The organism is Buttiauxella sp. BIGb0471 (genome assembly GCF_024807715.1).
Lineage (GTDB): Bacteria > Pseudomonadota > Gammaproteobacteria > Enterobacterales > Enterobacteriaceae > Buttiauxella > Buttiauxella agrestis.
In genome coordinates this window covers 25,649-50,563 of the sequence record NZ_JANUEU010000005.1, presented here as the reverse complement: position 1 = coordinate 50,563, position 24,915 = coordinate 25,649, and the positions used below count along the sequence as shown (strand labels likewise).

The 24,915-nt window shown below is 49.4% G+C and carries 22 protein-coding genes and 2 pseudogenes; 14 read left to right on the top strand and 10 right to left on the bottom strand.

Translation table 11 applies throughout. From position 1 onward, the window contains the following. Positions 1 to 289 precede the first annotated feature (289 nt). A complete protein-coding gene (gene dpaA, locus M2371_RS16125) occupies positions 290 to 1,027 on the top strand; it encodes a peptidoglycan meso-diaminopimelic acid protein amidase (RefSeq protein WP_115630651.1) in 738 nt (245 codons plus the stop codon). Here the strand turns inward: dpaA and M2371_RS16120 are convergent. Next, positions 998 to 1,765, bottom strand: a complete 768-nt coding sequence (locus M2371_RS16120; protein WP_172895442.1) for a class II glutamine amidotransferase — start codon at positions 1,763 to 1,765, stop codon at positions 998 to 1,000. The two genes, dpaA and M2371_RS16120, sit on opposite strands and share 30 nt — an antisense overlap. Before the next feature lie 76 nt (positions 1,766 to 1,841). After that, positions 1,842 to 2,423, bottom strand: coding sequence for a D-sedoheptulose 7-phosphate isomerase (gene lpcA, locus M2371_RS16115; RefSeq protein ID WP_115631891.1), 582 nt, complete (start codon positions 2,421 to 2,423; stop codon positions 1,842 to 1,844). 213 nt (positions 2,424 to 2,636) lie between these two features. Here lpcA and fadE point away from each other — a divergent pair, with 213 nt between their 5' ends. Both fadE and M2371_RS16105 read left to right on the top strand, forming a co-directional pair. After that, on the top strand, positions 2,637 to 5,081 hold the full coding sequence (fadE, locus tag M2371_RS16110; protein WP_259268167.1) for an acyl-CoA dehydrogenase FadE: 2,445 nt from the start codon (positions 2,637 to 2,639) through the stop codon (positions 5,079 to 5,081). Positions 5,082 to 5,190: 109 nt separating this feature from the next. After that, complete coding sequence (locus M2371_RS16105) at positions 5,191 to 5,958, top strand: amidohydrolase (RefSeq protein ID WP_172895444.1); 768 nt, start codon at positions 5,191 to 5,193, stop codon at positions 5,956 to 5,958. On the opposite strand, the gene uraH is transcribed toward M2371_RS16105, so the two are convergent. From uraH to M2371_RS16080, 5 genes and pseudogenes are all read right to left on the bottom strand, one after another. After that, entirely contained in the window at positions 5,959 to 6,294 is a 336-nt protein-coding gene (gene uraH / locus M2371_RS16100; RefSeq protein ID WP_259268166.1) for a hydroxyisourate hydrolase, read from the bottom strand. Beyond that, positions 6,291 to 6,791 (bottom strand): 2-oxo-4-hydroxy-4-carboxy-5-ureidoimidazoline decarboxylase, encoded by a 501-nt coding sequence (uraD, locus tag M2371_RS16095; RefSeq protein ID WP_259268289.1) that lies wholly within the window; start codon positions 6,789 to 6,791, stop codon positions 6,291 to 6,293. The genes uraH and uraD overlap by 4 nt, the downstream gene beginning before the upstream one ends. Positions 6,792 to 6,794: 3 nt before the next feature. Next, a pseudogene (gene hpxK, locus M2371_RS16090) lies at positions 6,795 to 8,045 on the bottom strand (allantoate amidohydrolase); the annotation flags it as partial. Further along, on the bottom strand, positions 8,045 to 9,286 hold the full coding sequence (locus M2371_RS16085) for an alanine--glyoxylate aminotransferase family protein (RefSeq protein ID WP_115630661.1): 1,242 nt from the start codon (positions 9,284 to 9,286) through the stop codon (positions 8,045 to 8,047). The gene M2371_RS16085 and the pseudogene hpxK, both read right to left, overlap by 1 nt. Positions 9,287 to 9,558: 272 nt before the next feature. Next, a complete protein-coding gene (locus tag M2371_RS16080; protein WP_259268165.1) occupies positions 9,559 to 10,398 on the bottom strand; it encodes a MurR/RpiR family transcriptional regulator in 840 nt (279 codons plus the stop codon). Between the two features lie 115 nt (positions 10,399 to 10,513). Between M2371_RS16080 and M2371_RS16075 the strand changes: the two genes are divergently transcribed. The 4 genes from M2371_RS16075 to hpxZ are packed head-to-tail and all read left to right on the top strand — an operon-like array spanning position 10,514 to position 14,069. Beyond that, complete coding sequence (locus M2371_RS16075) at positions 10,514 to 12,100, top strand: gamma-glutamyltransferase family protein (protein ID WP_259268164.1); 1,587 nt, start codon at positions 10,514 to 10,516, stop codon at positions 12,098 to 12,100. Positions 12,101 to 12,110: 10 nt separating this feature from the next. After that, on the top strand, positions 12,111 to 12,299 hold the full coding sequence (gene hpxX, locus M2371_RS16070) for an oxalurate catabolism protein HpxX (protein WP_259268163.1): 189 nt from the start codon (positions 12,111 to 12,113) through the stop codon (positions 12,297 to 12,299). Continuing rightward, a complete protein-coding gene (locus M2371_RS16065) occupies positions 12,296 to 13,675 on the top strand; it encodes an AtzE family amidohydrolase (protein ID WP_259268162.1) in 1,380 nt (459 codons plus the stop codon). The genes hpxX and M2371_RS16065 overlap by 4 nt, the downstream gene beginning before the upstream one ends. Positions 13,676 to 13,685: 10 nt before the next feature. Next, a complete protein-coding gene (gene hpxZ, locus M2371_RS16060; protein ID WP_034493573.1) occupies positions 13,686 to 14,069 on the top strand; it encodes an oxalurate catabolism protein HpxZ in 384 nt (127 codons plus the stop codon). Positions 14,070 to 14,103: 34 nt separating this feature from the next. Here hpxZ and puuE read toward each other — a convergent pair whose 3' ends face one another. Together puuE and hpxA are read right to left on the bottom strand one after the other, a co-directional pair. Next, positions 14,104 to 15,060 carry an allantoinase PuuE gene (gene puuE / locus M2371_RS16055; RefSeq protein ID WP_259268161.1) on the bottom strand — a complete coding sequence of 319 codons (957 nt, stop codon included), beginning with the start codon at positions 15,058 to 15,060 and terminating at the stop codon, positions 14,104 to 14,106. A 30-nt stretch (positions 15,061 to 15,090) separates the two neighbouring features. Continuing rightward, entirely contained in the window at positions 15,091 to 15,828 is a 738-nt protein-coding gene (gene hpxA / locus M2371_RS16050) for an allantoin racemase (protein WP_259268160.1), read from the bottom strand. Positions 15,829 to 16,048: 220 nt separating this feature from the next. On the opposite strand from hpxA, the gene M2371_RS16045 reads away from it, so the two are divergent. Together M2371_RS16045 and M2371_RS16040 are read left to right on the top strand one after the other, a co-directional pair. Next, complete coding sequence (locus M2371_RS16045) at positions 16,049 to 17,542, top strand: NCS1 family nucleobase:cation symporter-1 (RefSeq protein WP_172895453.1); 1,494 nt, start codon at positions 16,049 to 16,051, stop codon at positions 17,540 to 17,542. Positions 17,543 to 17,703: 161 nt separating this feature from the next. Then, the gene (locus M2371_RS16040; RefSeq protein WP_259268159.1) at positions 17,704 to 18,474 is read left to right on the top strand and encodes a hypothetical protein; all 771 of its coding nucleotides are present in this window, start codon (positions 17,704 to 17,706) and stop codon (positions 18,472 to 18,474) included. Between the two features lie 86 nt (positions 18,475 to 18,560). On the opposite strand, the gene M2371_RS16035 is transcribed toward M2371_RS16040, so the two are convergent. Further along, entirely contained in the window at positions 18,561 to 19,079 is a 519-nt protein-coding gene (locus M2371_RS16035; protein ID WP_172895455.1) for an Hcp family type VI secretion system effector, read from the bottom strand. Between the two features lie 536 nt (positions 19,080 to 19,615). Between M2371_RS16035 and tssB the strand changes: the two genes are divergently transcribed. From tssB to tssG, 5 genes and pseudogenes are all read left to right on the top strand, one after another. Next, positions 19,616 to 20,119 (top strand): type VI secretion system contractile sheath small subunit, encoded by a 504-nt coding sequence (gene tssB, locus M2371_RS16030; protein WP_259268158.1) that lies wholly within the window; start codon positions 19,616 to 19,618, stop codon positions 20,117 to 20,119. A 14-nt stretch (positions 20,120 to 20,133) separates the two neighbouring features. Next, positions 20,134 to 21,618 (top strand): annotated as a pseudogene (gene tssC / locus M2371_RS16025) (type VI secretion system contractile sheath large subunit). Positions 21,619 to 21,620: 2 nt separating this feature from the next. Further along, complete coding sequence (tssE, locus tag M2371_RS16020) at positions 21,621 to 22,052, top strand: type VI secretion system baseplate subunit TssE (RefSeq protein ID WP_172895458.1); 432 nt, start codon at positions 21,621 to 21,623, stop codon at positions 22,050 to 22,052. A gap of 5 nt (positions 22,053 to 22,057) precedes the next feature. Beyond that, positions 22,058 to 23,896, top strand: coding sequence for a type VI secretion system baseplate subunit TssF (gene tssF, locus M2371_RS16015; protein ID WP_259268157.1), 1,839 nt, complete (start codon positions 22,058 to 22,060; stop codon positions 23,894 to 23,896). After that, on the top strand, positions 23,860 to 24,897 hold the full coding sequence (tssG, locus tag M2371_RS16010) for a type VI secretion system baseplate subunit TssG (protein WP_259268156.1): 1,038 nt from the start codon (positions 23,860 to 23,862) through the stop codon (positions 24,895 to 24,897). The genes tssF and tssG overlap by 37 nt, the downstream gene beginning before the upstream one ends. The last annotated feature ends 18 nt before the right edge of the window (positions 24,898 to 24,915 follow it).

The window sequence follows — 24,915 nt, the reverse complement described above, 5'->3', positions numbered from 1 at the left end:
TCCGCAGGTCAACATTCGGCGGGGATTTTAGCATCATTAGAGGCTGGAAGGGGCACAAAACAACACACAGATATGCAGCTATGGGAGCTGTTACGCAAAAAGCTAATCCTTTCCCTTTCCAAAAGTATTGTATAAAGTCCAAATTTATAACTTTGCATCCCCTGCTTTGGGCTTGCGAAAAATCATAACGATGATAATGTGAGCGCTCCTAATCCAGAGTAATCTGATTTCGGGTCCCTATTTTGCCGTCCTGGCATTCGGTATAAGTTTTATCAAGGAATAAAGCAGTATGCGTAAGATCGCACTCGTTATTGCGATGCTTCTGATCCCGTGCTTTTCGTTTGCCAGCTTGTTAAGCAGCAATTCGTCAACCACGCCTGTCAGCAAAGAATTCAAGCAACAACTCATGGGCTCTCCTGTTTATATTCAAATATTTAAGGAAGAGCGCACGCTAGAGCTATATGTCAAGATGGGCGAAAAGTTCCAACTGCTCGACAGCTATAGCATCTGTAACTATTCCGGTGGGTTAGGTCCCAAACAGCGTCAGGGTGATTTTAAGAGTCCTGAAGGCTTCTACAATGTGACCCGTAGCCAGCTAAAACCCGATAGCCGTTTCTATAAAGCCATTAATATTGGCTTCCCGAACGAGTTTGATCGCCAACACGGTTATCAAGGCCAGTATTTGATGATTCACGGTGCTTGCGTGTCTGTTGGCTGCTATGCCATGACTGACACCAACATTGATGAGATTTTCCAGTTTGTGACCGGCGCGTTGGTATTTGGCCAGCCAAGTGTACAAGTCAGTATCTATCCGTTCCGGATGACAGACGCGAACATGCAACGCCACAAGTACTCTTACTACATCAATTTCTGGAAACAACTGAAGCCGGGTTACGACTACTTCATGGCGAATCATCAACCGCCGGGCGTTTCGGTCATCAGCGGTAATTATGTGATTAGTAAGCCGGTTGTGCCAACGACACAACCGCAACTGGCGTCAAACTACACGCTCTCCGAGACAAAATAATTCTGACGAACCTGGCGCAATTTTGTGCCAGGTTTCATTTCCGGTCAGGGGTTGTGTCGCAATGACAGTGACCACATCGTTCAGTGTGGTCTCTTCCTGAAAATCAATTTCCACATCCTGGTCCAACAGTTTTGCCACACCAAACGGTGCCCGTCGGGTAATCCAGTATAAATTGGTGGAACAAAACGCCATCACGTAACGCCCATCGGACAGCAACATATTGAACACGCCCTTCTCACGTAATTGCACCGCAAGCTCGGTGATGTAGCGAAACACCGCCTGCATATTGCCAGGTGTGCGTGGATAACGTTGCGTCAATTTATGCAGCAGCCAACAAAATGCTTGTTCGCTGTCGGTTTCACCAATCGGGCGAAACGGGCCGGTATCCAATGCACGATGGCCTTTAAGCTGCCCGTTGTGAGCATAAGTCCAGTTGCGCCCCCACAGTTCACGGGTAAACGGGTGCGTATTTTCAAGTGCGACTTTTCCGCGGTTCGCCTGGCGAATATGGGCGACCACAGAGCAAGATTTGATGGGGTAATCCTGCACTAATTTAGCGATGGGTGAGTTAAAGCTGGGTTGCGGATCTTTGAACGTACGACAGCCCTTACCTTCATAAAAGGTAATGCCCCAGCCGTCTTTATGCGGCCCCGTTCCCCCGCCACGCTGCACCAAACCGGTAAAACTAAAGCAAATATCCGTTGGTACGTTGGCGCTCATCCCGAGCAGTTCGCACATATTAACCTCCCACCACTTTTAACCACCCTCACCCTAATCCTCTCCTTGGGGGAGAGGATACAAGTTCAGGCAAAACTTAAGCTTTAACCATCTCTTTTTCGATAAGCTGGATCAGGATGTGAATCACTTTGATGTGAATTTCCTGAATGCGGTCAGCATAACCAAAGTGCGGCACACGAATTTCAACATCGGCGCTACCGTCCATTTTGCCGCCGTCTTTCCCGGTCAGAGTGATGACTTTCATGCCTTTCGCGCGAGCGGCTTCAATCGCTTTGATGACGTTGCCGGAATTACCCGAAGTGGAGATGCCCAGTAACACGTCGCCTTCACGGCCAACCGCTTCAACGTAACGAGAGAAAATGTGGTCGTAACCAAAATCATTGCCGACGCAAGAGATATGGCTCACGTCAGAAATCGCAATCGCCGGGTAGCCCGGACGGTTTTCGCGATAACGACCTGTCAGTTCTTCAGCAAAGTGCATTGCATCGCAATGTGAGCCACCGTTACCGCAAGAAAGCACTTTACCGCCTGCTTTAAAGCTATCAGCCAACAGCACCGCTGCACGCTGGATTGCGTGAATGTTAGCGTCATCTTTCAGGAAGTTAGCCAGCGTTTCTGCCGCTTCATTCAATTCGTTACGAATAAGATCCTGGTACATGAGGATGTCCTTCAGCATTTTTTGATTGATTAACCCAAGCAGTTTACCGGATAGCGCGAGAAGCGCCATATCCTCCTGCTTTTGCTGTTCTGTGCGGTAACAATGTGAGCTGAGTTGTAATTATTTTGTGAATATATTGCTAAAAAAAACCACATGAACTAAAACCAATACATCCAAGTGGTCAGACCTCCTACAAGCAAGGGAGTTTCCTTTATGTTGATTTTGAGTATTGTCGCAACCGTTGTTCTCCTCGGTGTGCTTTTCTATCACCAGGTCAATTTGCTGCTCAGTAGCGCAATTCTACTGGCGTGGACAGCCGCGCTTGGTTTTGCTGGTATCTGGTCTATCTGGGTACTGGTTCCACTGGCGATTATTCTGGTGCCGTTTGTCTTCACCCCGATTCGCAAATCTTTGATTTCCGCCCCGGTATTCCGCAGCTTCCGCAAAGTCATGCCGCCAATGTCGCGTACTGAAAAAGAAGCTATCGACGCGGGGACAACGTGGTGGGAAGGTGATTTGTTCCGCGGTAAACCTGACTGGGAAAAGCTGCACAACTATCCGCAGCCAAAACTGACTGAAGAAGAACAAGCCTTTATCGACGGCCCGGTTGAAGAAGCTTGCCGCCTGGCAAATGACTTCCAAATCACACACGAAATGGCAGATTTGCCGCCAGAGCTGTGGGCCTATTTAAAAGAGCATCGCTTCTTCGCGATGATCATCAAGAAAGAGTACGGCGGCCTGGAGTTTTCTGCGTACGCTCAGGCTCGTGTGTTGCAAAAGCTTTCGGGTGTTTCCGGGATTCTGGCCATTACCGTCGGTGTGCCTAACTCATTAGGCCCAGGCGAATTGCTGCAACATTACGGTACGGAAGAACAGAAAGATCATTACCTGCCGCGCCTGGCTCGTGGGCAAGAGATCCCATGCTTTGCTCTGACAAGTCCTGAAGCAGGCTCCGATGCGGGTGCGATTCCTGATACTGGCGTCGTGTGTATGGGCGAATGGCAGGGCCAGCAAGTTCTTGGGATGCGTCTAACCTGGAACAAGCGCTACATTACGCTGGCACCAATCGCTACCGTTTTAGGTCTGGCATTCAAACTGTCTGACCCGGATAAACTGCTGGGCGATGAAGAAGATCTCGGCATTACCTGTGCGTTGATCCCAACACATACGCCAGGTGTAGAAATCGGCAAACGCCACTTCCCGCTTAACGTACCATTCCAGAATGGCCCAACTCGCGGTAAAGATATTTTCGTCCCGATTGATTACATCATCGGTGGCCCGAAAATGGCCGGTCAGGGCTGGCGTATGCTGGTGGAATGTCTGTCAGTTGGTCGTGGCATTACCCTGCCATCCAACGCAACCGGTGGTTTGAAATCTGTCGCAATGGCTACGGGCGCTTATGCTCATATCCGTCGTCAGTTCAGAATCTCTATCGGTAAAATGGAAGGGATTGAAGAACCACTGGCGCGTATTGCCGGTAACGCTTACGTAATGGACGCAGCTGCATCACTGGTGACTTACGGGATTATGCTTGGTGAAAAACCCGCTGTTCTGTCAGCCATCGTGAAGTACCACTGTACCCATCGCGGCCAGCGGGCCATTCTGGATGCGATGGATATTGTCGGCGGCAAAGGCATCATGCTGGGTAATTCCAACTTTGTAGCGCGAGCGTATCAGGGTGCACCCATTGCTATCACCGTTGAAGGCGCGAATATCCTGACACGCAGCATGATTATCTTCGGCCAGGGTGCAATTCGTTGCCATCCGTATGTTCTCGACGAAATGAATGCGGCGCAAAACAATGACGTTAACGCCTTCGATAAGCTGCTGTTCAAGCATATCGGCCACGTCGGCAGCAACAAAATGCGAAGCCTGTGGCTTGGCCTGACCAACGGTTTGACCAGCGCCACACCGACCAAAGATTCAACCAAACGTTACTACCAATATATGAACCGCCTGAGCGCCAACCTGGCACTGCTGTCAGACGTTTCCATGGCGGTTCTGGGTGGCAGTCTCAAGCGTCGCGAACGTATCTCCGCGCGTCTGGGTGACATTCTGAGCCAGCTGTACCTGGCGTCTTCGGTGCTGAAACGCTACGACGACGAAGGCCGTAACGAAGCCGATTTACCCCTGGTTCACTGGGGCGTACAGGATGCGCTGTATCAGGCTGAACAGGCGATTGACGACCTGCTGCGTAACTTCCCGAATGCGTTTGTGGCTGGCATGCTGCGTGTGGTGATCTTCCCGCTGGGCCGCCGCTACGACGCGCCATCAGACAAGCTGGATCATAAACTAGCGAAGATCATGCAGATCCCATCAGCGACTCGTTCACGCATTGGTCGTGGTCAGTACCTGACGCCAAGCGAGTTCAACCCTGCGGGTCTGTTGGAAGAAGCATTGATGGATGTTATGGCCGCCGAGCCAATTCATTTGCGCATCTGCAAAGAAACCGGGCGTAACCTGCCATTCACTCGACTTGATGAACAAGCGAAACAGTGGCTGGCTGAAGGGAAAATCAACGCAGAAGAAGCGGCGATATTGACCAAAGCTGAAGCAAGCCGTCTGCGCAGTATCAATGTCGATGAGTTTGAACCGGAGGAGCTGGCAACCATGCCGGTAAAGGTGCCGGAAAAGCATCGTAAGATTGAAGCCGCATAAGCAGACTATGCTCTAAAAACCCCGCTCGCGGGGTTTTTTATTGCCCAACAAAAGCCAGCGAACTCATGCTAAAGTGAATGAAACACTGCTTATCACGAGGCTTCCGATTGTGTCTGGTTTGAAAATTACCGTTCTACAACAACCGCTGGTCTGGATGGACGGCGCGGCAAACTTGCGCCATTTCGATGTACAGTTGGACGCTATTCATGGCCGCGATCTGATTGTCTTGCCGGAAATGTTCACCACCGGTTTCGCGATGGAAGCCGCCATTCAATCGCTTGCTGAAGAAGAAGTGATTGACTGGATGCAGTTTAAAGCCCAGCAAACTCAGGCCATGATCGCCGGAAGTGCCGCACTCCAGACCGATCGCGGGCCGGTAAATCGGTTCTTGCTGGTACAGCCTGATGGCAAAGTCCACTTCTACGATAAACGTCATCTGTTCCGCATGGCAGATGAACATCATCATTATCAGGCGGGCAATGAGCGAGTTATCGTGGAATGGCGCGGCTGGCGCATTCTGCCACAGGTGTGTTACGACCTGCGTTTCCCGGTGTTTTCGCGCAACCGCAACGATTACGATCTGGCGCTATACGTCGCGAACTGGCCTGCACCGCGTTCCTTGCACTGGCAAAGCCTGCTGGTCGCTCGCGCCATTGAAAACCAGGCGTATGTCGCAGGCTGCAACCGCGTCGGCACCGACGGTAACGGGCATCATTACCGTGGCGACAGCAAAATTATTAACCCACAGGGTGAAATCCTGGCGAATGGCGATGCCCATCAGGCGATGCGCCTCGATGCCGATTTGTCATTGATTGCATTACAAGAATATCGCGAGAAATTCCCCGCCTGGCAGGATGCCGATCCCTTCAGTTTGTAATCAACTTCCCCGATAAGTCGACCACGACCACGGGGAAATCAAAAACGGCAGGTGATAGTGCCCGCCGTTTTGCGGTATCACGAAATCAATTTGCGCGGTGGGATACAGTGTTTCTCTGTGTGTTGCGGCAAAATAAAGCCCGATTTCTGCCGTCAGACGATACCGCCCCGCCGCCAATGCTGCAGGTGTGAAATCTTTCAGCCGCCCGTCAGAGTCAGTGACCCCCTGCGCCACCGTTTCCCAGGTGTCACCAAGCTGCTGTTCAAGGCAAATCGCTACACCTGTCGCCGGCTTCCCGAGCGCAGTATCAAGAATATGCGTACTCAACTGACTCATGATGCAAACACTCCTTCCAGGCGTAACAACGTGATTTGGCGTAATTGCTCCAGCGCTTCAGCTTCTTCCTCGGCTGGCGAATTATTCAGGCGACGACGAAGTTCGGTGAGAATGTCATCGCCACTGCGCCCTTTGGCTCGAATAAGAAATACTCGTCCAAACCGCGTTTCATAATCAGCATTCCCCTGCGCCAGCGCGAGCGTTAATTCGCTGTTTTGCGTATCGACAGCAGACTGTTCACCTTTTGACAACGCAGCCTCTTTGCTGCTGCCCTGCGCTTTTTCACCAATCCGAGGATGCGCGCTAAGCGCCTGGTTCAGTTCATTGCGCCCCCAATCCAGTGTCAGTTGCGAGGCATAATGCTGCAACACATCGACGGTCGCATAAGGCCGGGCGGCAACCAGATTTTCAACCCATGCAGGTATCGCAACACAGGGTGTTATCTGGCTTAGCGCTTCACTTTCCGTTGCATGGTTAAACTCGGTGAGTGGATTCATTGAAGCCAAATTCACCACCGTTTGTGTATATGCCTGCACCGCTTGCATCACATCAGCCTCAGTGACAGATTCTGCCGGATGGTGGCTAATCCCACGATCGCAACGGACAAACATCATGCCCACCGGCCAGAGTTCAGCGATGGCAATCGCATCATGCCCTGCGCCACTTGGCAGCGATAAACTACGCCCCTGCACCGAAGTGATGGCTGATGTTAACCGGCGCTGCAAACTCGCGTCGCATGGCGTGGCGGGAATTGAATAATAGATTTCAGAGTCGAACGCCACACCTCGTTGAGCGGCAATTTGCTGCGCTTCGCATAACAATTTTTCAAGCAGCGCTTCGATATCTGAATCTCGCGGGCTACGGATATCCAGCGTGAGCAGAACTTCCCCCGGAATCACATTCGCCGCGCCCGGTAAACATTGCAGCGAGCCGACAGTCGCAACAATATCTGGGGCGTAACTGGCAGTCGTGCTTTCGATGTAAGTCATCCAATTAGCGGCTGCTGCTAGCGCATCTTTACGAATGGTCATCGGCACCGTACCCGCATGCCCTGCTTCGCCAACAAAGCGGCATTTCAGACGACGAGCGCCGTTAATAGCCGTCACCACGCCGAGCGCCAGATTTTCGCGCTCCAGCACCGGCCCTTGTTCGATATGCAGTTCCAGATAAGCACTGAACTCTTCCGCGCCACGCGCCGCACTCTGAATACGCGAAGGGTCAAAACCGGCATTCACCAGTGCTTGCCCAACACTGATACCTGCGGCATCTTCACACGCCAGCCAGTTATCCGGCCACGTCCCGGTCACGCCACGACTGCCTAATAATGTGATGCCAAAACGCGTACCTTCTTCATCCCCAAAGCCAACGATTTCAATCGCCTGCTCTAATTGAAGATTATGTTCATGGAGAAAGGCGACAACTTCCAGCGCGGTTAAGACGCCCAACATGCCATCGTAACGCCCGGCATTGCGTACGGTATCAAGATGTGAGCCAAGCAAAACAGCCTGAGCGCCTTCTCTTGCGCCTTCATAGCGCCCGCAAATGTTGCCCACCGCATCTTGCCAGGTGGTCATTCCCACCTGTTCCATCCAGCTTGCCACCAGATAATTGGCGCGCAGATGCTCGGGTGAAAGATAGACTCGAGTAAGTTGTTCCGGCGTTTCGCTAACCTGCGCCAGTTCATCTGCTCGCTGCATAATTCGGCGGGCGGCAAAACTCGCCTGCATGGCGTTCATGACATGTTTAACCATCAGCGACTTTCCTGCGCATAAACATCCCACGCGGCCTGCATTGCAGCCCCTTGCGTCGATTTAAAACCGAGGCGGTTAAGCACCGCTTCAAGCGCCGTCAGGGTTTGCAGTACGCAATCTTTACGCGCGTTATAACCCATGGTACCGATGCGCCAGATTTTGCCTTGTAGCGGACCAAATGAGGTGCCGATTTCGATATGGAAATCTTCGAGCAGCATTTTGCGCACTTCTTCACCGTGAACAGCGGACGGGATCACAACGCCAAGTACGTTGTTCATTTTGTGTTGTAGATTGCCGAAAGTTTCCAGCCCCATGCCCTGAATTCCGGCCACCAGCGCACGACCATGCAATTCGTGGCGCGCGATGCCCACGTCCAGCCCTTCTTCGAGAATAATGCGCGCGCATTCACGGGCGGCGAACAACATGCTGGTGGCTTCGGTATGGTGGTTGAGTCGCTCCGGCCCCCAGTAATCCATCACCATGCCGAGATCGAAATAATTCGAGTAGATCATTTCGTCATCGCCGTCCTGATGGGCTGTGGTTCGGATCCCTTCTTCAACACATTTGCGACGGCGAATAACCTCTTCCATTTGCGCACTCAAGGTTATCGGCGAGCTGCCCGACGGGCCGCCGAGGCATTTTTGCAAACCGGCAGAAACCGCATCTAAACCCCAGGCGTCGGTTTCCAGTTTGTTGCCGCCAAATGAAGCTGTGGCATCGGTATAAAACAACACGCCGTGGCGACGGCAGATGTCACCCAGTTCTTCCAGCGGTTGTAGCATGGTGGTAGACGTGTCGCCCTGAACGGTTAGCAGCAAACGCGGTTTCACCGTTTTAATGGCATCTTCGATTTGGTCGGGCGTGAAAACCTCACCCCACGGCACTTCTATGGTGTGAACTTCTGCGCGACAACGACGGGCAATTTCACACAGCAGATGGCCGAAGCGCCCAAACACCGGGACCAGGACTTTGTCACCGGGGCGAATGGCAGACAGTAAAATCGCTTCAATACCGGAACGGGAAGTCCCATCCACCAGCATCGTCCAACGGTTTTGCGTGCGGAAAAGTTCGCGATACAGCACCATCACTTCGTTCATATAACCGGTCATAACCGGGTCATACTGCCCAATCAACTGACTCGCCATCGCGCGTAATACGCGGGGATCTGCATTGATTGGCCCCGGCCCCATTAACAAACGATGCGGTGGATTGATTTGTGAGAAGTGCTGAATATCGAACATGGTATTTCCTTTTATTCTGCGTGAAACAAAAGATTCTTAATTAAAATATTCTGCAACTAATGTGCCACCAATTTTCGCGAAAGACAAAGAAGAAAACGAGACAGATGACATACCTCTTCGTAGGTCGGATAAGCAGCAGCGTCATCCGACAAAAGCGGCGAAAATTGTGGATGACGCTACCGCTTATCCACCCTACAAAACCCGTTCACTAACTCTTCATCTCTGAACCAGAATGGTTCCCATGATGCGTGCAAACGCACCACTAAAGTGCGTTAGCGTTGTTCCAGTTCATCAAACTCAGAATACAATTCAGCAATGTGGTGAATACGCTGACGGCCTGTGGTTAACGCTTCGTGGAGTACGGCGTTGGATAATAGATTCACCAGACTCATCGCACCACTATAGCTATCAAAGGCTGAAACACTGTCGAGCGGCGCGGCAAAATGCCAGCGGCAATAAGGTGTGAGGCCTGATCCCTGCGCTTCGCTCATCACCAGCAGCGGGACCTGGCGTTGATGCAAATTTGCCAGCAGCGGTTTGATAATGCGCGGGCGTCGACGAAACGCGATGGCGATAACACAATCTTGTTCACTGATATCCACCACCTCTTCGGCCAGCGTCTGCCCTGGCTGCGGCAATAGCCAGACGTCACTACGAACCTGCAATAGCTGCTGGCGCAAGTGCATTGCAACCGGCCATGAGTTTCTTAACCCAATAATAAAAATACGTTTTGCCGTCGTGAGAGTTGTGACTACGTCGGCAAATTGCTGCGTGTCGAGCAGGCTAACCCACTGCGTTAGATTGGCCATTTCCTGCTTGTAATGACGCGCAAGTAAAGTGTTACCCTGTACCGCATCGCGATTTTCGGTGAGCGGCATCCCGCTCTGGCGCAGGTTACGCAACTCTTCGCGCATATCTTTGTAGCGGTCATAGCCAAGACGTTTGAATAAGCGGCTAACCGTCGCCTTAGATACCCCAGAAAGGCGGGCTAACTCTGCGCTGTTGTAGCTAATCAGGTCATCAAAATGATCGACAATAAATGCAGCAACTCGCTGTTCTTGTGGGGAAAGCTGTTCATATGTCGCCCTTAAGCGCTCATCTAATTGTTTCATTATGACCTCTGTAACTTTTGTTTCACTCGAGCCTGGCACAGTGAAACGAACAGAGTCAACCTGGAACATCTCTTGCTAGAGAGATCCCTGAGCTTCCATTCTGAGAGATAAAACGATGATGCAAAGCAATATGGCTCCTTCCGGTATGGCGGTCACTCCACATCATTTAGCCAGTGAAACTGCGTTATCCGTGCTGCGCCATGGTGGTGACGCTATCGAAGCGATGGTAGCTGCAGCGGCAACCATTGCCGTGGTTTATCCCCATATGAATGGTATTGGCGGTGACGGTTTCTGGCTGATTGTTCCGCCAGAGGGCGAACCGATTGCTATTGATGCCAGCGGTGCTGCGGGTTCTCTCGCATCTTTAGAATTTTATGCAGGCGCTTCCTCAATCCCACATCGTGGCCCCAAAGCAGCGCTGACTGTTCCTGGAACCCTTAGCGGGTGGGATGAAGCGCTGAAGATTGCGGCACAACTTGGGGGCGGGCAATTACCGCTTTCGCGTTTACTGGCCGACGCCATTCGCTATGCGGCAGATGGTATTCCGGTCACGCAATCCCAGGCGCAGGCGACGCACAGCAAATATGACGAACTGGTCAATATCGCGGGGTTTGCCGAGACGTTTTTGGACCGGGGTGAAATTCCGCGCGCAGGTAGCCGCTTCACTCAACCCCGCCTGGCTGAAACATTGACGCGCCTGACCGTTGAAGGACTCGATAGTTTTTATCGCGGCCCGTTAGCCGCGCTGATTACCAAAGAACTTGCTGATTTAGGCATGCCCATCACGTTACAAGATCTCGCCGCCCAACGTGCGAAACGCCGCATTCCGCTGCATCTGAGCCATGAGTTGGGTGATGTTTATAATATGACGCCACCGACTCAGGGCCTGGTGTCGTTGGCAATCCTCGGGATCACCGAGAATCTGGATATGGCGCAAGCCGATGAAACTCAAACCGTTCATCGCATCGTTGAAGCGACCAAAAAAGCCTTTGCTCTGCGTGACAAATACATTACCGATCCTCGCCACATTACCACCTCAATCCAAAGCCTGTTGGAGCCTGCCCCCCTTGCCGCACTGGCCGCAGAAATTGACGACAATAAAGCCGCAGAATGGGGAACCGGCAAAGGCCCAGGCGACACGGTATGGATGGGGGTGATGGATAGCAGCGGACTGGCGGTGTCATTTATTCAGAGCATTTATCACGAGTTTGGCAGCGGCGTTGTGCTGCCAAAAAGCGGCGTTTTGTGGCAAAACCGCGGCGCGGCGTTCAGCCTCCAACCTGAAAGCTTGCTGAGTCTGGCTCCCGGAAAACAGCCGTTCCACACGCTGAACCCAGCCGCTGCACGGCTGGCTGACGGGCGCACGATGGTTTACGGCTCGATGGGCGGCGATGGGCAACCGCAGACTCAGGCCGCCATTTTTACGCGCCACGTTATTCAGGGGATGCCATTACAAGAAGCCGTGACCGCGCCACGCTGGTTATTAGGCAGAACCTGGGGGCAAGCCTCCGACAGCCTGAAATTAGAAGGCCGATTCAGCCCGGAAACGTTCAAAGCACTACGCGAATTGGGGCATGACGTGGAAGCGTTGCCTGATTTTAGTGAGGCCGTCGGCCACGCCGGAGCCATTGTGCGCCACATCAACGGCATGCTCGAAGGCGCATATGACCCACGCAGTAATGGCAGCGCCGCAGGATTCTAAGGAAAAACAGATGAAATCAGAAAGTTTTGCCTGGCCCGCTTATATCCAGTTAATGGAACAACTGCTTAATGTCCCGCTGGATGATATGCGCAGAAAGGAAATGGAAATCCAACTGACGCGCATGGCGGCATTAGCGGAGCCGCTGATGGAATTTCCATTGCCTCAACGCCAGGAAGTCGCGGGGGTTTATAAACTATGAACGCACTTTCCATTCGCGATATTCAGCAAGGATTAGCAACCAGTGAGTTTTCGGCCCAGGAACTGGCACGCCTTACGCTCGCTAAAATAGAGCAATCGAACCCTGATATTAACGCTTTCACTGAAATCACCGCCCCGCGTTTGCTGCAAGAAGCAGCGAGCATTGACGAGCGTCGCGCCCGCGGGGAAACCCTGCCAACACTGGCTGGCGTGCCTTATGCGGTAAAAAACCTTTTTGATATTAAAGATGTGACAACTCTTGCTGGTGCCGAGCTTTTTAGCACACAACCTCCTGCCAGTGCTGATGCGTTCGCCATCAAACAATTAAGCGCTGCCGGAGCCATGCTTTCAGGCGCGCTGAATATGGATGCCTACGCCTACGGTTTTACCACAGAAAATAGCCATTATGGCGCGACCCGAAACCCACATGATTTTGCACGCATTGCGGGTGGCTCATCCGGCGGTTCTGCCGCAGCCGTCGCGGCTGGGATGGTGAATTTTACGCTTGGAACCGACACCAACGGATCGATTCGCGTTCCCGCTTCGCTGTGCGGCGTCTTCGGGTTGAAACCTACTTTCGGTAGGTTGTCACGCAGCGGCAGCCAGCCTTTTGTTGCCAGCCTCGATCATATCGGCCCCCTTGCACGCAGCGTGGATGACCTGGCTCAGGTTTATGACGTGCTTCAGGGAATTGATGCTGACGATCGTTTTCAATCGGCGCGGGCAACTGAACCGGTCGCCGATAAACTGGAACACTCATCGCATTTACGCTGTGCCGTTTTGGGCGGTTTTTTTGAGAACTGGTGCGATGAAGATGCGAAAAATGCCGTTGCACGAGTGGCTCACACGCTCGAGGCACTGGAATGCATCACGCTGCCAGAAGCCGAACTAGCCCGCTCGGCGGCATTTTTGCTCTCTGCCGCGGAAGGAGGAAATCATTATCTGCCCGCATTGCGCGAACAGGCCGAACGTTTTGAGATTAATTCTCGCGAACGTTTATTGGCAGGCGCAATGACACCATCCGCCTGGTACACGCAGGCGCAGCGTTTCCGCACTTGGTTGCGCGATAAAACGCTGCCGCTATTTGACGATTTTGACGTGTTGATTGCCCCGGCTACGCCATGCAGCGCAACACTTATCGGCCAGCAAACCATGCGAATCAACGGCACAGACCTTCCTGTAAAAGCCAGCATGGGAATGCTGACACAGCCAATTTCTTTCCTCGGCTTACCAGTGGTGACGGTGCCGTTAATGACCGCAAGTGGCAATCCTATTGGCGTGCAGCTCATTGCGCCGCCCTGGCGAGAAGATATCTGCCTGAGAGCCGCCCATCGGCTCGAAATACAGGGTATGCTGGCAGGGAAAATCACCAGGTAAGGTAAATACTATGATGCGAGATAATATTGATCGCCCGGCAATCGTCAATGAAGTGAGTGCCGCTTTTTACCGCTACGAACAGGCGTTGATCAGCAACGATGTTGCAGTGTTGGATGAGTTATTCTGGTCCGATCCGCGCACCGTGCGCTACGGAGCCAGTGAAAACCTGTACGGGATCGATGAGATCAGAGCGTTCAGAAATACCCGTTCATCACAGGGGTTAGAGCGGCTTTTACAGAACACGACGATCACCACCTACGGCGATGATATGGCCGTTGCCAGTACTGAGTTTACCCGGGAAGGTTGCGATAAAATTGGCCGCCAGATGCAGACCTGGGTCAAATTCCCTTATGGCTGGCGTATTGTGGCAGCCCATGTCAGCTTGATGAGTTAAAGAGAATGGCGGGTCAATGCACCCGCCACTCAAGTCATTCCTTAAATGGATGCGTCTTCACCCAATGCTCGGCAATATCCTGACGACGGCAAATCCACACATCTTCATGTTGCTGCACATAATCCAGAAAACGTTGTAGCGCTTTGAAACGACCAGGACGCCCCAACAAGCGGCAATGCATACCAATCGACATCATTTTCGGCGCGGTTTCCCCTTCCTCATACAACACATCAAAACTGTCTTTAAGATAAGTATAAAACTGCTCGGCGGTGTTAAAACCCTGCGCGGTGGCAAAGCGCATGTCGTTGGCATCGAGAGTATACGGCACCACCAGATGAGGTTTTACGCTGCCGTCGCTACAGGTGACTTTGCTCCAGAATGGCAAATCATCGCCGTAATAATCGCTGTCATAAAGAAAACCGCCATTCTCCGCCACCAGACGACGCGTATTAGGGCTGTCGCGCCCGGTGTACCAGCCCAGCGGTTTGTTGCCGAATAAATCTTCGAGGATTTCTATCGCCTGGTGCATGTGCTGACGCTCTGTAGCTTCGTCGAGGTTTTGATAGTGGATCCAGCGCCAGCCATGGCTCACCACGTCATAATCAGCGGCTTTTATTGCGGCAACGATTTCAGGGTTTCGCGCCAGAGCCATTGCGACACCAAAAATACTCATGGTGAGGCCGCGTTTCTGGAATTCATTGTGGATGCGCCAGAACCCGGCGCGCGAGCCATATTCATAGAGTGAGTCCATCGACATATGGCGGTCGGGAAAACTCGCGGCGCCGATAATATCTGAAAGAAATTGCTCGGAACCGGCATCGCCGTGCAGTACGTGGTTTTCACCACCCTCTTCAAAATTGAGGACAAATTGTACGGCAACTCGGGCGTTATTCGGCCACTGCGCGTGTGGCGGCGTACCCGCATAACCTTTCATGTCGCGCGGGTAGTTCTCGGTAAAGTGATAGTTTTTAGTTTTTGGTGCTTCATTCATGGTTCGGTCCTTATGAGCCGAGCCAGAAAATCAACTCAGCATGTCAAAACAGCCGGATAACGGCTTTTTATTCGGATACGCGAGATCACCGTATTTACTGGTTCCAAGGCCAAGTGCGATGAGGGATTCGACCATTTTCACCGCAGCCGTGACGCCATCAATTACGGGAATACCCAACTCAGCAGTCAGTTCCCGCGCAAGATTAGCCATCCCGCCACAACCGAGCACAATAGCTCCGCTGTTATCTTCTTTCATGGCTTGTATACAACGCTCGCGTACCTTCATCTGAGCAAGACCCGTGCCATCTTCCAAAGCCAGCACCGGGAGATCAATCGCATGCAACGCCGCGCAGTGGTGCTCGAAGCCATACTGGCGTAATAAATGACGCGCAATAATCACGGTGCGCGGCAAGGTGGTGACGATAGAGAAACGTGTCGCAACCATCGTTGCAGCGTGCATTGCCGCTTCTGCGATCCCGATAACCGGCCCATTCGCAAGCTCACGCGCAGCCAGCAAACCCGGATCGCCAAAACAGGCAATAACATGGCCGCTCACTCCCTGCTCCTTGCCGCGCTTGATTTGCTCAAGCACACCAATGGCGGCAATGGCTTCATCAAAATGCCCTTCAATAGATTCCACACCTTGCGTTGGGCAAACGGCAATAATTTCGCTGGAAGGTGCAGCAACGCTTCGCGCCGCCTGCGCGATGGTGTGTGTCATCGCAACATTAGTATTTGGGTTGATCACCTGGATCAAATGTTTCGTCATATTGAGTCCTCTGTATTTTTCCCGGGATTTAGCACCAGATCCGGGCAACGAAATGTTCAATTGCACCATGGCAAAGCGCAACGATTAACCGCGCGGCCTTATTAATGCACCAAAAAGCCTGAATAATCCATTTGTTCCACAAAACATGAAACCTGGCCTGGTTAATGCAACGAAAGTTGCAGACATTCCGTCAGCATCTGTTTTTAAAGGAGCAGATTTCATGCCAAACAATGAAAATACGTCATCAGCTTTGACCGATAGCGCCAGTGCCGGGTACAGCCCGCGCCTGTGTAATGATGATCTGGCGCCGACGCGCAACCAGACATGGTCCTGGTACAATATTTTTTCTTTCTGGATGTCCGACGTGCACAGTATGGGTGGCTATGTGGTGGCAGCCAGTTTCTTCACGTTAGGGCTGGCGAGTTGGCAGGTTTTGCTTTGCCTGTTGGTCGGAATTTGCATCGTGCAACTGTGTGCAAACCTGGTCGCTAAACCAAGTCAAATGGCTGGGGTGCCTTATGCCGTAATTTGCCGCCAGGCATTTGGCGTATTTGGAGCCAATATTCCGGCTGTGATTCGCGGACTCATCGCATTCGCCTGGTACGGCATCCAGACCTGGCTGGCAGCCAACGCCCTGATGCTCGTTATGCTGAAGTTCTGGCCGTCACTTGCGCCAATGACCACCGGGCACTTTCTCGGTCTTTCGCATCTCGGGTGGGTCTGCTTTGGCATCATGTGGGTGCTACAGGCGATGGTGTTCTGGCACGGCATGAATGCGATTAAACGCTTTATTGATATCGCCGGACCTGCGGTTTATGTGGTGATGATGGCCCTGGCGGGCTGGATTTTGTATCAAACAGGGTTTGATGGAATTTCGTTTACTCTTGCCAGTAAACAACTCACTTCTGGCGAACAAGCATGGCAAATGCTGACCGCAACTGCACTGGTGGTTTCATACTTCTCCGGCCCGTTACTGAACTTCGGTGACTTCTCGCGCTACGGTAAAAGCATGAAAGAGATCCGCCGTGGCAACCGCTGGGGGCTTCCGTTCAACTTCCTGCTGTTCTCGATTGTGACCGTGGTTATCGTATCCGGCACCCAATCGTTGTTTGGAAAAATGATTACAGACCCAATCGAAACTGTCAGTCATGTTGGCAACAGCCTCGCGATGGCAATTGGTTTGCTGACCATGATTACCGCCACTATCGGCATTAATATCGTCGCGAACTTCGTATCACCCGCTTTTGACTTCTCGAACTGCTCACCGCAGAAGATTAGCTTCCGCACTGGCGGGATGATTGCGGCCGTAGGCTCTGTATTGCTGACACCGTGGAACCTGTTCCAGTCCCCTGAACTTATTCACTACACGCTGGATGTGCTGGGATCGTTTATTGGGCCGCTGTTCGGGATTTTGCTGACTGATTTCTACATCATCAAACGCAGCAAAATTTATGTCGACGATCTGTTTGATGCCACTCCTAAAGGACGCTACTGGTACAAAGGGGGCTTCAACCCAAAAGCGATTCTTGCTCTGGTGCCATCCGTCGCAGTTTGTCTGACAATTAGCTTTACTCCTTCACTTCATGAAGTGGCAAACTTTAGCTGGTTTATCGGCGCATTCATGAGCGCAGGCTGCTACCGCTGGCTGGCTCGTGCCGAGAAAGTGAATGAAGTTGCTGACTTTAATGGGCAGGTTGCGGCTTCAAAAGAATAATCTTGCGCACGATAAAGGCCTGAGTTGTTGCAGACTCAGGCCTTTTCAAATTAAATAGTACGAAATCCGACACGTTATCAAAGAGCCATTTCCCCTTCTGTACCTTATTATTTTCAGTTAGCTGGAACCATTGCAAGCTGCTGATAAGGTGCATGATTAGAATGGAAACTAAAAAGATCATTGTTGGAATCACTTCTGCTATTTTTTGCCTGTCGCTAACTGGATGCGGTCAACAAGGAAAATTCATTGATGCTCAAAAATCGACATATAAACCGCGCCCAGTGGTATCACCTCAATTAACTGAGCAAGAACTTTTCGGTTGGGATCCTTCTGCGGAGATCACAGAAGAGGATATCCAGGACGCTATTGCCCAGGCAGAAGATGAAATAAGCATCCCACACAATGCTTCAATTATTTTGGTGCAGTCAGGAGAGAAAACCCCTGATACTGACATGCAAAAAGAGCTGGAAAAATACTACAAAGTCGCGACATTCTCTGGGGTTTTACCTTCCAAAAAAATCACTGCAAATAAAGAACCCTCCACTACCACCAATAGTTATATGTTGACTCTCCGTTATTTCGGCGCAAGGGGTAGACAAAGCACAGTGATTGTTTACTGGCCAACATTGCAGATGGGAATATTTGATAAACAAGCTAACTCTGTTGTGTGGCAGGACTTTCAACCGGTTAATAATAACAATCAAATTAGTTCGCTACGTTACTTGACGCGCTATGCCGTTATTGATGTCAAAACGGGTAACTGGGAAATGTATTCACCAGCGAGTATCGAAACAGCGATTCCCATCACGCCAGCCAGTACGACTAAAGCGAAAGACCTGGAGGATGTGGTCAAAAAATCAAAACAACAAACCTATCAGGCAAATGCTCAGGAGATATATTCACGGTTTAGCCTGGGGAAAGGTAGGGGTTGATTTAGATTATATAGCTACGGTTGAAGAATCAAAAGTACGAGAAAATAACGTCCTGCATGCAGGACGTTATTACCTTTAACCCGGAATTAAGATTCCAGTGGTGCGCGCCAGTCGTCAGCGCCAGAAGTCCCCGCAGAAGTGTGTTCCCACTCAATTTTGCGATAAGCCAGTGAAACCTGGATTAATTGGGTGAATTCACGCTTGGTAGCGTCCTGGCAATGTGGCATATGGCAATTGATATCCACAATGGTTGAATCTGTCAGACGGGTGGTAAAGAAATGCTCTTGCTTACCCTCTACAGAAGTACGGAACCATTTCAACTCTGTTGTTGGCAACATTTCGCCTGATGCCAGCGCGTTATAAAGCAGTGGTACGGCTTTATTAAGCGCTACAGTGAAAATGAAAGGCTTATGAGCACGCTGCCCAGCAGGCTGGCCTGATTGTGGATCGGTAGGTACGGTAACGATATGCTGGAACTCTTGCACCAGCATTTCATCTTCATGCCCCTGAACATAAATATTGCCGACTGATTCAGCGGTGAAAGCCCCAGCAGTAATATTGCCCTGAGTCTGACCATTCATTGATATATAACATGGGGTTGGCATTGAAAAACTCCTGTAAGTAATAAACATCACTATTAATCAACGATGATTTCTTAACATTCATTTGGTTTGCCAACTACGTCATACACATCAGTAATATGAATGAACTAGAGTGATTTGCATCATTTAAAATTTTAAACAGGCAAACAAAACAAAACGAAACCAGGCAATAAAATAACACCAGCAAAAAGGCGAAAGAACAAAAATACAGAGCAATGTCCGTATCCCTACCTTAATTAATTATAAAAATTATGAATACACTATCAAGCATACGAAAAAATAATACAGTGATAAATAAAGAATCGTTCTCTGATTACATTCCAGTTGCAAACATAAAACCACAACAAAAAAAACATAATTAGAAGTCGTTTTCTGGACTTTTGTATCTGTACAAAACGCTGGCTTATAGTGCTAACGTAGCCACCATTCAGAAACCATTACTCTGACAAACAACAAATCAGCCCTAACTATTTATTAACTAACGCCAGTCAACCAATGCCAGGCATACCAATAAGTGCGTAACACAAGGGTAAGTAAATATGAGTAACAATAAAGATGGCAGCGTCGCGCCTAAAGAGCGAATTAACATCCGTTATGTTCCCAAAGCTGAAGGGTTAAATTCAGAAGTCGAATTACCGCTAAATTTATTAGTCGTTGGCGATATGAAAGGCCGTGAAGAAGATTCACAGCTGGATGAACGCAATACAGTTTCTATCAATAAAAATAATTTTAACGCAGTAATGAGCGAAACGGGGATCAACCTGAACTTTAGCGTAGGCAACGCCCTGAGCAAGAAGAAAGGTGAAGAACTTCAGGTCGAGCTTGACGTGAAATCACTCGAAGATTTCTCCCCGGATAATATCGCCAGACAAGTTCCTGAACTCAGAAAATTGCTGGAGTTACGTGAAGCTTTGGTCGCGTTAAAAGGGCCAATGGGGAATGTTCCTGCTTTCCGTACCCAGTTACAGGCATTGCTGGATCAGGAAGAATCGCGTGCCCAACTCCTTAAAGAGCTAGATATCGTCAATAAGGCATCATTTTAAGAAGGATTTTGAACATGTCGTTACAGGAAGAACTTTCCTCGCCCTTAGCGGGAGCTGCTGCTAAATCAACATCACTTCTGGATGAGATTATGGCGCAAACCCGTATTCAGCCAGAGTCTGAGGGTTATGATGTCGCACGCCAGGGTATTGCCGCTTTCGTAACCAGTATTCTGCAAACGGGTAATCACCAGGATCCTGTTAATAAACTTGCAGTTGATCGCATGATTGCTGAACTGGATGGCAAAATAAGTAAGCAAATGAATAACATTTTGCATGCTGAGCCATTCCAGCAAGTTGAGTCATTCTGGCGCTCGATGAAGTTGCTGGTTGACCGGACAGATTTCAAAGAAAACATAAAAATCAATATCCTGCATGCAACTAAAGAAGAGTTGTTGGAAGATTTTGAATTCGCTCCTGAGATTGTTCAATCCGGATTTTATAAGCACGTTTATTCATCAGGTTATGGTCAGTTCGGCGGTGAACCAATTGCTTCGATTATCGGTAGCTACGCGTTTAACAATAACGCTCAAGACATGAAGCTACTGAATTATGTCAGCGCTGTTGGCGCAATGGCTCACGCCCCGTTCCTGACATCCGTATCGCCTGATTTCTTTGGTCTAAAATCCTTTACTGAACTGCCAACAATCAAAGATGTTGCCTCCATTTTTGAAGGCCCTTCTTATACAAAATGGCGTGCATTACGGGAATCTGAAGATGCCCGATATCTGGGACTAACGGCGCCACGTTTCTTATTACGCCTGCCATACTCACCAATCGAAAACCCTATTAAAAATTTTAATTTTCAAGAAGATGTTAGCCATCACCATGAAGATTACTTATGGGGTAATACCGCCTTCTTATTGGCGAGCAGCCTGACAGATAGCTTTGCCAAATAACGCTGGTGTCCAAATATCATTGGCCCTCAAAGTGGCGGTGCGGTGAACGATTTACCCGTACATATGTTTGACGCTCTTGGGCAGACTCAGGCAAAAATCCCTACCGAAATTCTCGTCACAGACCGCCGTGAATTTGAACTTGCCGAGGAAGGTTTTATTACGTTAACCATGCGTAAAGGCAGCAATAACGCCGCGTTTTTCTCAGCAAACTCGGTACAAAAACCAAGGAAATTCCCTGCCACCCCTGAAGGAAAAGTTGCGCAAACCAACTATAAGCTGGGTACGCAATTACCTTATATGTTCATCATCAACCGTCTGGCTCACTACATTAAAGTGCTACAGCGCGAGCAAATCGGCTCCTGGAAGGTTCGTAATGATCTGGAACGTGAACTGAATAACTGGATTAAGCAGTACATTGCCGATCAGGAGAATCCACCAGCAGATGTCCGTAGTCGCAAACCTCTGCGCGCAGCCAAAATTGATGTATTGGATGTTGATGGTGAGCCGGGTTGGTATCAGGTCGCTATTTCAGTTCGCCCTCACTTTAAATATATGGGTGCCAACTTTGAATTGTCTCTTGTTGGCAGGCTTGACAAGGAATAATTATGATAACGCCAGGCCGGAAAAGAGAAGCATCAGCCAGTTTATTTGAGCGTATTGAGAATGGTTCATCAGGTCATTCACGTTCAATGCAAATCGAGAGTTTACAATTATCGATTAAACGTAACTTGCGCAGCATCCTTAATTCCAGGCCTGGCAGTTCTCAAAGCACACTGCAATTAGGTGTCATCGATTTAAACGACGCAACGGCCTCAACAGCAGATTTTCGAAAAACGGTCGAAGAAGCCATCAAGAAATGTATTGAAGATTACGAACCTCGTATAAAGCAAGCAGATGTCCATGCTGTAAGCAGTGATGGATATGACCCCATGGATCTTAATTTTCATATTGTGGCGCATTTAGACTTTAACGGCCGTAAGGATGTCGTGGAATTTAATATGCAATTAGACAACCAATATCACTACCATCTGGATTAAGTTATATGTCATTTGAGGAAAGGTATTTTCGAGAAGAGCTGGATTATCTTCGTCAGTTAGGAAAGCTACTGGCTAAAGAAAAACCCCATTTAGCTCCCTTTCTAGCAGAAAAAGAAGCTGACCCTGACGTTGAACGCCTGTTAGAGGGGTTTGCTTTTTTATCGGGTAATTTACGATCCAGAATTGAAGATGAATTTCCTGAATTGACTCATAGTCTGCTCAATTTATTGTGGCCAAATTACCTGCGCCCAACACCGAGTATGACAATCATTGAATACACACCCAATCCGAAAACGGTCACCACTGCATTTTTAGTGAATGCTGATTCGCAGGTCATGAGTGCATCAAATGACTCCGCTGGAATAACTACCGATCAACACTCTGAAGAATCGTTACCCGCATGCGTATTCACGCTAAGTCGTGACGTTTGGTTATTACCCATCAGTATTGATGACGTCACAACCAATAGCAGTCACAAGCATGGCATGATTGATATATCATTTTCGCTGGGTAATGCGCAGGATATCAGCACGCTGGACTTCGACAAAATACGCGTCTGGTTAGGTAATGATGATAATTATACTCGCTATCAACTTTATCTATGGTTCTGCGAATACATGACAGAAGCAGAATTAGTTGTAGGAGAAAATACTATTCGCCTGCCTGATTTCAGGCTGACTCCGGTAGGTTTTGAAAAACAGGATGCCATACTTCCCTATCCAAAGAATGTTTATAGCGGATATCGTATATTACAAGAATACTTATGCTATTTAGATAGCTTTTTCTTTTTCGATGCAAGAGGTATTCATTCATTACCTTCAGAGACAATCACGGAAAAGTTCACTCTTCGATTGCATTTTTCAAAACCATTGCCTCCCGATCTAAAGTTAAGACAGGACTCAGTCAGATTATATTGCACACCTGCAGTGAATCTTTTTTCACAAAGTGCAGAGCCTATTGAGTTGAATAACACCACTACTGATTATTTACTCAAAGCAAACCATCGACTATCTGAGTGCTACGACATATTCTCAGTGAATAACGTCGAAAGTGGTTGGTGTTATGATAATAATCATAGAGGCAAAGCAGTCGAAACGACAATACGTACCTATTCTTCTTTCGAAAGTTTTCAGCATCAGGTGGAATATTCTCAGCAACGGGAAGCATTATATTATCGGGTTAAATCCAAAACATCGATTTCCTATCATGGGCTTGAGCACTTTATTTCCTTTGTCCACGGTGACGGTACCTTATCTGAAAGGGAATATAGCGGTGACGGATATGAGGTTGTTTCAGCAGAATTAACCTGTACCAACAGAGAGTTACCTGCACAACTCAAAACGGGTGATATCAATTGCGCAATGGGAAAAAACCCCGCGGTATCCTCCTTCCGTAATGTCACACGTCCCTCACTGCCTTTATATCCCGTTCTTGATGGCAGTCTGCATTGGTCGCTGTTGTCGAATATGAGTCTTAACTATCTCTCATTATTGGATCTGGATGCCTTGAAGCAGGTACTTCGTACTTATGATTTGCCGGGTATTCAGCACCCGCAGGCAGCAAGGTTATCTCAACAAAAACTAGACGCCATTGAGCAGATTGAAACCAAACCCGTGGATCACCTTTTTAAAGGTGTACCAATCAGAGGTTTAGCGTCAACAATCTATATCCGTCAAACCCCATTCATTTGTGAGGGTGAGCTTTATTTATTGGGCACTGTGCTTTCCCACTTTTTTTCGCTCTATGCCAGCGTGAATAGCTTCCACGAATTAAAAGTCGTCAATATAGATAATCAGGAGTGTTACGAATGGCCGGAGAGAATGGGTCAGCACGCGCTGATTTAGCAGTGAACAACCCCTTTCACGACGTCTGTCGTTATAATTTTTATGCTTTAGTTGAAGCAATTTATAAGCAGACCGACAAATATCAGGTCATTTCCCTTCAGACTGAACCTCAGGATGAAGTATTGCGATTTGAAGCTGATGCCAGCATTGCTTTTCCTAAAAGCGATGTTCAAGCGCTTACCCGTAATAAAATCGACCAGTTTATTATGACCACCACCTTTCTGGGATTGCATGGCAGTCAATCGCCATTACCGGGTTATTACCTTGATAATCTTGCCTGGGGCTCTGCTCAAGGCGAAAAAAAACTGGGTGATTTTCTCGATATGTTTTCTCACCGCTGGACTCAATTTATTTACCATATCTGGCGTAAATATCGTTACTACGCCTGTTTCCGTAATGGTGGTGTGGATGCCTTTTCTCAACGAATGTATTCACTTGTTGGATTGGGCAGCGAAACTATTCGCAGCCGCCTGGCGATTAATCACAGCAAAATGCTGGCTTACGCTGGAGCGCTGGCAAATCCAGGTCGCTCGCCTGAAGTTATTTGCAGCCTGATATCTCACTGCTTTGATCATGAAGAAGTGACATTACACGGTTGGCAATTACGTAAAGTCAATATTTCTCCCGACCAACAAAACAGATTGGGAAGCCGTGTCATGCGCGGTAGTAATAAATATCAGGAAAAATCGGTGTTGGGTAAGAACTTCTCTATCGGCGGTCATATTCCCGATCGAGGTTGCAAATTTTTGTTATGTCTAAACAATCTCTCTCGTGAACGATTTCTTTCTTTTTTACCCAACGGTAAAAACTTCCTGCCATTAACACTATTTGTTGCCTTTGTATTACGTGACCAATTTGCCTGGGATCTACGGCTAGGAATTGCCCCGCAACAAGTGGGCGGCATGACGCTTGGCAATGAACAAAATTCACTTCTGGGATGGACGAGTTTTCTCGGCCAGCCCAATCAGTATCCTCACGTGACAATCACGGTGAGAACGTAACCAGAGCCTTAAAAACGG